Genomic DNA, 11001 nt, shown 5'->3' with positions numbered 1-11001 from the left:
CTGCCACAGCGAAACCGTTGCACGAACGCCTCGAACGGCTCGTCCTTGGTCAGGTTCAGCCCCGACTTCCCCGCCATCAGGAATTTCCGCGCCGGCGTCGGCATCGCCTCGGCCACCACGACGCGGCGCCCCGGCGCGGCCAGCGCCTCGGCCGCCATCAGCCCCGCCGGTCCCGCGCCGATCACCAGCGCATCGACCGCTTCGATCACCGGCGCCCCCGAGGGGTCATCGCCAGCCGGATCAGCGCGCGTTCGATCAGCGCCATCTGCGGCGCGCGGGTCGAACTGCGCAGCGTCAGGTCGCAGTCCAGCAGCGACCGCACCGCCTCTTCCAGCGGCGCCATACCCCAGCCCTGGGCCTGCCGCTCCATCCGGTCGCGGCGGGGGCCGAAGACCGGCGGCCGCATCCGCGACAACGCGGCACCCGGCCCGGCGGGATCGGCGGCGGCGGCGTGCAGGGCGCGGAAATGGCGCAGCGCGGCGATGCACAGCGTGACCGGATTCACCCCCTGCCCCTCGATCCGGCGCATCATCGGGCCGAATTCCGCCTCGCGCCGTTCGGCGACGATATGGATCAACTCGTCCAGATCGGCCTCGATGGTAGCGGGGGCCATCAGGGCGATTTCCTGGGGCGTCAGGGGCGTGTCGTCGCCATGCTTGTAAAGCCCGATCTTCTCGATCGTCTGCCGCAGATCGCCCGGATCCAGCGCGCGGGCCAGCGCCATCATGTCCTTCATCGCGGGCGGCGGCACCTGGCGCAGCCCGGCATCGGCCAGCCAGCGCAAGACTTCTTCCTCGCCCGGAGGATCGTCATAGATCGGCGCGGTCACGGCGGCGGGATGCGGCTCGAACAGCTTGCGCAGGGCCGAGGATTTGCCCAAGCCCCCCGCCGTCACCACGATCACCGCATCACCCGCCCGCCAATCGGCCAGCGCCGCGCGAATCGCGTCGGCGGCGGTGTCGGGCGTATCCTCGACCAGCACGACGCGGGGGCCGGGAAAGAAGCCGACCTCCTTGACCGCATCCAGCAATTGCGCGGGATCCTTGCGCAATCCCGCGCCGGGCAGGCGGGTCAGGCGCATCTCCTCGTCGGCCTTCTCGCCAACCAACGCCTTGACCGCCTCGGCCCGCTTCATGGCGACGCGCATCGCGTCCTGCCCATGGATCAGCAGCGCCGGGCGCGAGGGATCGGGCCGCGCCAGATAGCGCGCGATTTCCGCCCCCTTGAGGATCATGTGCCAGTCATCCGGGCAGTTGCGCGGACGCCGCCAGCAGCCGCGTGACGACCTGATCGGCCAGCATCTCGGCCAGCCGCGACCGCGCATCGCCTTCGGCCGACAGCGTGGCGATGGTCGTGCCGGTGGTGGAGTAGGACGAGAAATTGCTGACCCGCCCCTGCGTCAGCACCCTTCCCGCGCGATCCTTCAGCACGAAATCGGCGGTGCCGTTCAGCGAATAGCGATTTGTCACCTCGTCCGGGGTGATCGCCTGCGCCACCACGCCGACATTCAGCCGGTAATCCAGATCATAGTCCGACCCCTCGCCGCCCAGCCGTTCGCCCAGGCGACGGTTGAAGGCGAAATCCTGATAGGTCTGCGGATCGCGCGGCCGGACCTTGCCGAACAGCCGGCGACCTGCGCCGCCGGGGCCATAGACCGGCGTCAGCCCGCAGCCCGCCAGTGCCAGCAGCCCCAGCAGCGCGGTCCGGCGGTCAGGCGACCACATTGACGATCCGCCCCGGCACCACGATCAGCTTCTTGGGCGCGGCGCCTTCCAGGAATTTCCGCACGGTTTCGTCGGCCAGCACCAGCGCCTCGATCTGGTCCTTGGGCATGTCCCTGGCGACGCTGATCTCGGCCCGGCGCTTGCCGTTGATCTGGATCGGCAGGGTGACGATATCGTCTTCCAGCATCGCCGGATCGGCCTTGGGCCAGGGCGCATCGACCAGCAGCCCCTGCCCGCCCGCCATGGCCCAGACATCCTCGGCCAGATGCGGCACCATCGGCCCCATCAGTTGCGCCAGGATCCGCAGCACCGCGCGGCGGCTTTCACCGCCTGCCTTCGATTTGCCGATCGCGTTTGCCAGTTCATAGATTTTCGCCACGGCCTTGTTGAAGGCGAAGCCCTCGATGGCGCGGGTCACATCTGCGACGGCCCGATGCGCGGCGCGGGTCAGGTCGGGATCGTCGCCGCCCTCACCAACCTCGTCGGCCAGACGCCAGACGCGGGCCAGGAACTTGTTCGCGGCCTCGGCGCCTGCGGCGGTCCATTCCACGTCGCGTTCGGGCGGGCTGTCGGACAGCATGAACCAGCGCGCGGTGTCGGCGCCGAAATTGGCGACGATGTTGACCGGATCGACCACGTTCTTCTTCGATTTCGACATCTTGGCCGAGGGGATGATCTCGACCGCGGTGCCATCCGCAAGCCTGCCGTCGGTCACATCCTCGGGCAGGTGATACACTGGCCGCCCCCGGTCGTCGGTGGTCTTGTAGATCTCGTGCGTCACCATCCCCTGGGTGAACAGCGCGTCGAACGGTTCCTTCGCGCTTTCCGGCAGATGGCCGGTCTTGACCATCGCGCGGGCGAAGAACCGGGAATAGAGCAGGTGCAGGATCGCGTGTTCGATCCCGCCGATATACTGGTCGACATTCATCCAGTAATCGGCATCCGCGCGGTCGGTCGGCGTCGCGGCATGGGGGCTGGTGAAGCGCGCGTAGTACCAGGACGAATCGACGAAGGTGTCCATCGTGTCCGTCTCGCGCCAGGCCGGGCCGCCGCATTGCGGGCAGGTGGCCTGGCGCCAGGTCGGGTGGCGGTCCAACGGGTTGCCCGGCACGTCGAACGTCACGTCCTGAGGCAGCAGGACCGGCAGGTTCTCCTTCGCCTCGGGCACCGTGCCGCAGGCGTCGCAATGCAGCACCGGGATCGGGCAGCCCCAATAGCGCTGGCGCGAGATGCCCCAATCGCGCAGGCGGAATTTCGTCACGCCCTGGCCATAGCCCGCCGCCTCGGCATGGGCGATGGCGGCGTCCACCGCAGCCTCTCCGGTCTGGTCGGCCGGACCCGCGAAGCCGCGCACATAGGTGACGGTCTCGGACTTCAGCGGCACGAAGGGGGCCTTGGCCACCAGCGCATCGGCGGCGGCCAGATCCATGCCGCGTTCGCCAAAGGTCGCACGGATCGGCAACCCGTATTTCGTGGCGAATTCGTGGTCGCGTTCGTCATGGGCGGGGCTGCCGAAGATCGCGCCGGTGCCGTAATCCATCAGCACGAAATTCGCGATCCAGATCGGCAACTGCCAATCGGAATCCAGCGGGTGGCGGACCGTCAGGCCGGTGTCGAAGCCCAGCTTGGGCGCGGTCTCGATGGCTTCCTCGGTCGTGCCGATCTTGCGGCAGTCCTCGACGAACGCCGCGACCTTCGGATCGGCGGCGGCCAGGTCGCGGACCAGCGGGTGATCCGGCGACAGCGCGACGAAAGATGCCCCCATCAGCGTGTCGGGCCGGGTCGTATAAACCTCGATCTGCGCGAAGTCCTCGGGCGCATCGACGGTTTCGAACCGGAATTGCAGCCCGCGCGACTTGCCGATCCAGTTCGACTGCATCAGCCGCACCTTCTCCGGCCAGCCGGTCAGCCCGTCCAGCGCCGACAGCAGTTCATCGGAATAATCCGAGATGCGGAAGAACCACTGCGTCAGCTCGCGCCGCTCCACCGTGGCACCGGATCGCCAGCCCTTGCCGTCGATCACCTGCTCGTTGGCCAGCACGGTCATGTCGACCGGATCCCAGTTCACCTGCGCCGACTTGCGGGTGATCAGCCCCGCCTGAAGCATGTCCAGGAACAGCGCCTGCTGCTGGGCCACATAACCGTCGTCGCAGGTGGCGAATTCGCGGCTCCAGTCGATGGACAGGCCAAGCGGCTTCAGCTGATCGCGCATGGTGGCGATATTGGCATAGGTCCAGTCGCGCGGATGGCCGCCCTGTTCCATCGCGGCGTTCTCGGCCGGCATTCCGAAGGCATCCCAGCCCATCGGGTGCAGCACCGAATATCCCTGCGCCCGCTTGAAGCGGGCCACCACGTCGCCCATCGTGTAGTTGCGCACATGGCCCATGTGGATGCGCCCCGAGGGATAGGGGAACATCTCCAGCACATAATATTTCGGCCGCTGGTCGCGGGTGGCGGTGAAGCTGCCGGCCTGGTCCCAGGCCTGCTGCCACCGGGATTCGCTGCTGGAGGGATCATAGGGCATGGTGCGGACCTTTGGCGTCATTCGTCGCGGCCGGGTTTATACGGCGCGACGGGACGGGTCCAGTGGGCGGGGGTGCCGCGCGCCTACAGCCGTCCGTCCTGGATCCGCAACTGCCGGGCGCGGGTCAGGATCGCGTCCTCGACCGCGCGGACGGTGCCGGGTTCCACCGCCGCCCCGCCCGGACCTTGCAGCGACAGCTTCAGGCTGCGCGCGTCCAGGGCCGGATCGGCGATCTTGATCGTCGCGCGATAGGACCGCCCGCCGCCTGGGGGCGTGCCATATCCGGTCTGGATGACGCCGGTGAACGGATCGACCGACTGCACCGGCAGGAAGTTCAGCACCTCAAGGCTGGCGTTCCACAGATACTTGTTCACGCCGACGGTGGTGTTGGGGTTTTCGGAATTGCGGAACGTGTCCCAGATCGTCGTGCCCCGGACCTCGGGGCGCATGTCGGGGCTGTCCTGGGGTCCGAGATTCGGACCCCCGCGACCGCCGCAGGCGGCCAGCCCGGCGCAAAGCGTCGCTGCGATGATCAGGCGCGCGGCGTGTGCGGTTTTCATGCGGTCCCCCGTTTTTCACGTTGGCGCAGCTTTAGCGCGGATCGCCCCCGCCCCACAAGCGCCTTGGCCCGCATCCGCCGAAGCGTCCGACGGCGGCATCACGCAAAGGTGTGGCCCTTGTGCATCACAGAATCCGCCAAGGCCGGCGCAGCGGCGCGATTCCGTTGCATCACGGGGACGGACGGGGGAAACAAACAGCATACCCAAGGCGGTAATGCCGGTTTGGGCATCAGAGAGACAAGAGGGAACTTGACCATGAAAAAGGCTCTTATCGCCTCCACCGCGCTGGTCCTGACCGCCGGCGTCGCCGCCGCCGACGTGACCATCTCGGGTTACGGCCGCACCGGTGTGATCTATTATGAGAACACCGGCGCCATGGATGCCGCCAATGTGAACGAGACCCAAGTCGTCTCGCGCCTGCGGATGAACATCGACGCCGCGACCTCGACCGATCAGGGTGTTGATTTCGGTGCGCGCTTCCGCATCCAGTGGGACCAGAACAGCGATGACGCGGGCAAGCTGAACGCCGGCAAGCTGTATGTGACCTCCAGCGGCCTGACCGTTGAAGTCGGTAACACCGAAACCGCCATGGACAGCTCGGGTCTGATCTATGCGACCGAACTGGGCTCCTACGACCGTTCGGTCGGCTTCAGCGGCGTGACCGGCGACTTCTTCGCTTATGACGCCGACGAGTATGGCAACGACGACGACACCTCGGGCCGCCTGGGCCTGTTCGCCAAATATGCCGTCGGCGATCTGGAAGTGATGGGCTCGATGATCGATCCCGACCAGACCGACACCGCCGCGCTGCCCAACGACGAAAAAGAATACTCGATCGCCGTTGACTACACCTGGAACGAGCGTCTGGAACTGTCGGCCGCCTATACGGTGAACGGCAAGGGCTACGATGGCAACGACATCTTCTTCATCGGCGCCCGTTACGCCGTCATGGAGAACGCCCGCATCGGTCTGAACTATGTCGACACCAACGACGAAGACGATGCCGAATATGCAAGCGACGGCCAGACCTTCGCCCTGTATGGCGACTATACCCTGGCCGATGGCCTGACCAACATCGAGGCCTATATCGCCAACAACAACCGCGACTCGAACGAAACCGACAATGCGTTCGGTATCGGCGTGAACTATGACCTGGGCGGTGCCCGTCTGGGTGCCTCGCTGCAGCGCGACTACCAAGAGCGCGTGACCGCCGACATGGGCGTGCGCTTCGAGTTCTGATCCCCGGATCGGACCTCAAACTCAAGAGCGGGCCTTGCGCCCGCTCTTTTCTTTTTGTCTTGTCGCATCATGGGACTGGATGACATCAAGCGCCGCATCGCCGCGGCCGAGGAGCGGGCCGGACACGCGCCCGGCAGCGTCACGCTGATCGCCGTCAGCAAGGTGCAGCCTGCGGATCGCGTGACAACCGTGCTGGACGCAGGTCAGCGCGTCTTCGGCGAAAACTATGTGCAAGAGGCGCAGGGCAAATGGCCCGGCTGGCGCGCGGCCTATCCGGGCGTCGAATTGCACATGATCGGCCCGCTGCAATCCAACAAGGCCCGCGCGGCGGTCGAACTGTTCGACGCCATCCACACCTTGGACCGCATGACCCTCGCCCGCAAGCTGGCCCAGCAGATCGCCGACCAGGGCCGCAGTCCGCAACTGTTCATCCAGGTCAATACCGGGGACGAGCCGCAGAAGGCCGGAATCCTCGCGGACGAACTGCCGGTCTTCCTGTCCTCCTGCCGTGACCTGGGCCTGTCGCCCCAAGGCCTCATGTGCATCCCGCCCGAGGACCAGGATCCCCTGCCCCATTTCCGCCTGCTGCGCCGCCTTGCTGCGGATCACGGGCTGCCGAACCTATCCATGGGAATGAGCGCGGATTTCGAAACCGCCATCGCCGAGGGCGCGACCCATGTGCGCGTGGGATCGGCCCTCTTCGGTGCCCGCGACTACGGCTGATTTCCTCTTGCGAAACGCCGCCGCCCCGCGTATGTCCGGCAGCGGGACACCCTTCCCCAACGAAGGGCTTTTAGCTGGAAGGCTGACATGAAGGATCTGACGATCCCGGCTGCGCGCCCGGTCAATCCGCGCTTCTCCTCTGGCCCCTGCGCCAAGATCCCCCATTACAAGCTGGACCTGCTTGCGGATGCGCCGCTGGGCCGTTCGCATCGTGCCGCTGTCGGCAAGGCGAAGCTGGCCGAGGCGATCAATCTGACGCGCGAAGTCCTGGGCGTTCCCGCCGACTACCGCATCGGCATCGTCCCCGGTTCCGACACCGGCGCGGTCGAGATGGCGATGTGGTCGCTGCTGGGCGCCCGCCCGGTCGAGATGCTGGCCTGGGAAAGCTTCGGCGAAGGCTGGGTCACCGATGCCGTCAAGCAGCTGAAGCTGGATGCGACCGTCCGCAAGGCCGATTACGGCAGGATCGTCGATTTCGCACAGGTCGACTTCGACAAGGATGTGGTCTTCACCTGGAACGGCACCACCAGTGGCGTGCGTGTCCCGAACGGCGATGCGATCCCCGCCGACCGCGCGGGCCTGACCATTTGCGACGCGACCAGCGCGGCCTTCGCGATGGACCTGCCCTTTGACAAGCTGGATGTGGTCACCTTCAGCTGGCAGAAGGTGCTGGGCGGCGAGGGCGCGCATGGAATGCTGATCCTGTCGCCGCGCGCGGTGGAACGGCTGGAGACCTATACCCCCGCCTGGCCGCTGCCCAAGATCTTCCGCATGACCAAGGGCGGCAAGCTGATCGAGGGCATCTTCAAGGGCGAAACGATCAACACGCCCTCGATGCTGGCGGTCGAGGATTATCTGGTCGCTTTGAAATGGGCGCAGTCGCTGGGCGGTGTGAAGGCGCTGATCGCGCGCGCCGATGCCAATGCCGCCGCCGTGCGCGACTTCATCGCGGACAAGGACTGGATCGCCGATCTGGCCGTGGATCCGGCGACGGGTTCGAACACCAGCGTCTGCCTGCGCTTCACCGATCCGGCCATCAAGGACGGCGCCGCCTTCGCCAAGGCCGTCGCCAAGCGGCTGGAAAAGGAAGGCGTGGCGCTGGATGCGGGCGCCTATCGCGATGCGCCGGCGGGCCTGCGGATCTGGTGCGGATCGACCGTCGAGACCAGCGATGTCGCGGCGCTGATGCCCTGGATCGAATGGGCCTATCGGGCCGAACTGGCCGCGCAAGCGTAACCAAGCCGGAGGCTTTGCCCCCGGACCCCCAGGATATTTCCACGAAGATGAATAGCGCCCTTGGGTGAAGGGTGCGGCATATGAGGATGAACGACATGCCGAAGGTTCTCGTGTCCGACAAGCTGTCGGAAACCGCCGTCCAGATCTTTCGCGACCGCGGCGTCGAGGTGGATTACCTGCCCGATCTGGGCAAGGACAAAGAAAAGCTGGCCGAGGTGATCGGGCAGTATGACGGGCTGGCGATCCGGTCCGCGACGAAGGTGACCGAAAAGCTGCTGGAGAAGGCAACCAATCTCAAGGTCATCGGCCGGGCCGGGATCGGCGTGGACAACGTGGACATTCCGGCGGCGTCGAAAAAGGGCGTGATCGTGATGAACACGCCTTTCGGCAACAGCGTGACCACCGCCGAACACGCCATCGCCATGATGTTCGCCGTCGCCCGGCAACTGCCCGAGGCCAGCGCCAGCACCCATGCCGGGAAATGGGAGAAGAACCGCTTCATGGGGGTCGAGCTGTTCAACAAGACCCTGGGCGTGATCGGGGCGGGGAATATCGGGTCGATCGTCATCGATCGCGCCCTGGGGCTGCACATGAAGGTGCTGGCCTATGACCCCTTCCTGTCGCCTGAACGCGCCAAGGAGATCGGCGTCACCAAGGTCGAACTGGACGATCTGCTGGCGAAGGCGGACTTCATCACCTTCCACGTCCCCTTGACCGAGAAGACGAAGAACATCCTGTCGCGCGAGGCCATCGCCAAGCTGAAGCCCGGTGTGCGCATCATCAACTGCGCGCGCGGCGGCCTGGTCGATGAAGAAGCCCTGGCCGAGGCGCTGAAGGACGGCCGCGTCGCGGGCGCCGCCTTCGACGTCTTCGCCGTGGAACCCGCGACCGACAGCCCCCTGTTCAACCTGCCGAACGTGGTCGTGACCCCGCATCTGGGCGCGTCCACCACCGAGGCGCAAGAAAATGTAGCCCTGCAAGTGGCCGAGCAGATGTCGGATTATCTGCTGACGGGGGCGGTGCAGAACGCGCTGAACATGCCATCCGTCACGGCCGAGGAAGCCGCCGTCATGGGCCCCTGGATCAAGCTGGCAGGGCATCTGGGCGCCTTCGTGGGCCAGATGACCGACGAGCCGATCAAGGCGATCAATGTCCTGTATGACGGCGTCGCCGCGACGATGAACCTGAACGCGCTGAACGCCGCCGTGATCGCGGGCGTGATGAAGGCCACGAACCCGGACGTGAACATGGTCTCGGCCCCGGTGATGGCCAAGGAACGCGGCGTGCAGGTGGCCACCACCACCCAGGACAAGGCGGGCGTGTTCGAAGGCTATATCAAGCTGACCGTCGTCACCGACACGCGCGAACGGTCTATCGCCGGCACCGTCTTCAGCGACGGCAAGCCGCGCTTCATCCAGATCCGCGGCATCAATATCGACGCCGAGGTCGGGCAGCACATGCTGTATACCCGCAACAAGGACGTGCCGGGGGTCATCGGCGCCCTGGGAATGACGCTGGGCGATCTGGGCGTGAACATCGCCAACTTCACCCTGGGCCGGTCGGCCGAGGGGAACGACGCCATCGCCATCCTGTACCTGGACGAGGCGATCAGCGACGCGGCCCTGGCGGCGTTGCAGAACACCGGCAAGTTCCTGCAAGCCCGCCGCTTGCAGTTCGAGGTTTGACGATTCCGCCGCGTCCCCTTACGCAGGGGGCGCGGCTTTTCTTGCAGCGGGGCGGTGATGCGGCTTTACGTCATTGGCGATGTCCACGGGCATCTGGACCAGTTGAAGGCCGCGCATGACCGCATCTTCCGCGACGGTGGCCAGGATGCGGTGATCGCCCATGTGGGCGACCTGATCGACCGGGGGCCGGATTCGCGCGGCGTCGTCGACCATCTGATGACCGGCCAGGCGCAGGGGCGGCCCTGGATCGTCACGCGGGGCAATCACGACCGTTTCCTGCCGCAATACCTGTCGCAGCCCGACTGGGTGGATCCGGGCCTCAGTTCGCGCCTGCACTGGACGCTGCATTCCGGCTTGGGCGCGCCGGAAACGCTGCGGTCCTATGGCGTCGATCCCGCCCTGCCGCCCGACCGGATGCTGGCCGAGGCCAAGCGCGCCGTGCCCGCCGCCCACGCCGCCTTCCTGGCCTCGCTGCCGCTCTATTTCCTGCATCCGCTGGCCCTGGTCGTTCATGCGGGCGTCCGTCCCGGCGTGGACCTGCAAGACCAGGCCGAGGAGGATCTGGTCTGGATCCGGCAGGGATTCCTGAACAGCCCCGTGGATCACGGCCCGCTGGTCGTCCACGGCCATACCGCGATCCAGACCGCCACACATTACGGAAACCGCCTGAACGTCGACGGGGGCGCGGCCTATGGCCGTCCGCTTTGCGCGGCGATCGTCGAACGGGACGCGGTGCATCTGCTGACCGATGACGGCCGCGTGCCGCTGGAACCACAGGATTTGCCATGCGACTGATCGCCCTTGCCCTGCTGATGACCCCCGCCCTGGCCCAGGCCGAGGAGATCGCCAAGATCGGCGTCGACTGGGTCGGCAATGACATCGTGATCGAATCCGTGGCCGACCCGGCGGTCGGCGGCGTCACCTGCCACCTGGCCTATTTCGAGCGGTCCGTGCTGGATCGGCTCAGCCAGGGGAACTGGTTCGAGGATCCGTCGAACAGCGCCATCCAGTGCAGCCGCACCGGCGCCGTGGATGTCAGCGGCCTGCGCCCCGGCCGCCCCGAGGAGGTGTTCAGCGAGGGCCGGTCGCTGCTGTTCAAGTCGCTGCGCGTCAAGCGCATCTATGACGCGGAAAATCGCGTTCTGGTCTATCTGGCCCATGCCAGCGAATTGACCGAAGGATCCGCCAAGATGTCGATGTCCACCGTGCCGCTGCTGCCCGAGGACGGGGCCGACGCGCCCGCCCGATAGAGCCGGGGCCTGTGGCGGACTTGCCCCACGAAATCGTGCAAATGCTGGCGATCCGATGGA

General features: G+C 66.5%; 10 protein-coding genes and 1 pseudogene. 6 read left to right on the top strand and 5 right to left on the bottom strand.

Annotation, left to right across the window (positions count from 1 at the left end):
• From ACTJI6_RS01770 to ACTJI6_RS01750, 5 genes and pseudogenes are all read right to left on the bottom strand, one after another.
• Positions 1 to 158 (bottom strand): annotated as a pseudogene (locus ACTJI6_RS01770) (aminoacetone oxidase family FAD-binding enzyme); the annotation flags it as partial.
• Between the two features lie 47 nt (positions 159 to 205).
• Positions 206 to 1234, bottom strand: a complete 1029-nt coding sequence (holA, locus tag ACTJI6_RS01765; protein ID WP_440797294.1) for a DNA polymerase III subunit delta — start codon at positions 1232 to 1234, stop codon at positions 206 to 208.
• Between the two features lie 7 nt (positions 1235 to 1241).
• On the bottom strand, positions 1242 to 1724 hold the full coding sequence (gene lptE / locus ACTJI6_RS01760; RefSeq protein ID WP_126153914.1) for an LPS assembly lipoprotein LptE: 483 nt from the start codon (positions 1722 to 1724) through the stop codon (positions 1242 to 1244).
• Positions 1711 to 4248, bottom strand: a complete 2538-nt coding sequence (gene leuS / locus ACTJI6_RS01755; RefSeq protein WP_440797292.1) for a leucine--tRNA ligase — start codon at positions 4246 to 4248, stop codon at positions 1711 to 1713. Before leuS ends, lptE begins: the two co-directional genes overlap by 14 nt.
• 83 nt (positions 4249 to 4331) lie before the next feature.
• Positions 4332 to 4808, bottom strand: a complete 477-nt coding sequence (locus tag ACTJI6_RS01750) for a DUF3576 domain-containing protein (protein ID WP_440797289.1) — start codon at positions 4806 to 4808, stop codon at positions 4332 to 4334.
• A 255-nt stretch (positions 4809 to 5063) separates the two neighbouring features.
• Between ACTJI6_RS01750 and ACTJI6_RS01745 the strand changes: the two genes are divergently transcribed.
• The 6 genes from ACTJI6_RS01745 (at position 5064) to ACTJI6_RS01720 (ending at position 10941) form a co-directional block, all read left to right on the top strand.
• On the top strand, positions 5064 to 6047 hold the full coding sequence (locus tag ACTJI6_RS01745; RefSeq protein ID WP_440797287.1) for a porin: 984 nt from the start codon (positions 5064 to 5066) through the stop codon (positions 6045 to 6047).
• 69 nt (positions 6048 to 6116) lie between these two features.
• The gene (locus tag ACTJI6_RS01740; protein ID WP_440797285.1) at positions 6117 to 6770 is read left to right on the top strand and encodes a YggS family pyridoxal phosphate-dependent enzyme; all 654 of its coding nucleotides are present in this window, start codon (positions 6117 to 6119) and stop codon (positions 6768 to 6770) included.
• Between the two features lie 87 nt (positions 6771 to 6857).
• Positions 6858 to 8006, top strand: a complete 1149-nt coding sequence (locus ACTJI6_RS01735; RefSeq protein WP_440797283.1) for a phosphoserine transaminase — start codon at positions 6858 to 6860, stop codon at positions 8004 to 8006.
• Positions 8007 to 8101: 95 nt separating this feature from the next.
• Positions 8102 to 9691: a phosphoglycerate dehydrogenase gene (serA, locus tag ACTJI6_RS01730; RefSeq protein WP_440797281.1), complete on the top strand. Its 1590-nt coding sequence runs from the start codon at positions 8102 to 8104 to the stop codon at positions 9689 to 9691.
• A gap of 57 nt (positions 9692 to 9748) precedes the next feature.
• Complete coding sequence (locus ACTJI6_RS01725; RefSeq protein ID WP_440797280.1) at positions 9749 to 10486, top strand: metallophosphoesterase; 738 nt, start codon at positions 9749 to 9751, stop codon at positions 10484 to 10486.
• Positions 10477 to 10941 carry a CreA family protein gene (locus tag ACTJI6_RS01720; protein ID WP_440797278.1) on the top strand — a complete coding sequence of 155 codons (465 nt, stop codon included), beginning with the start codon at positions 10477 to 10479 and terminating at the stop codon, positions 10939 to 10941. Before ACTJI6_RS01725 ends, ACTJI6_RS01720 begins: the two co-directional genes overlap by 10 nt.
• Positions 10942 to 11001 lie beyond the last annotated feature (60 nt).

Source organism: Paracoccus sp. 22332, assembly GCF_052045125.1.
GTDB classification, from domain to species: Bacteria; Pseudomonadota; Alphaproteobacteria; order Rhodobacterales; family Rhodobacteraceae; genus Paracoccus; species Paracoccus haematequi_A.
Note: the sequence above shows the minus strand (reverse complement) of the source record. Positions and strands in the feature narration are given on the sequence as shown.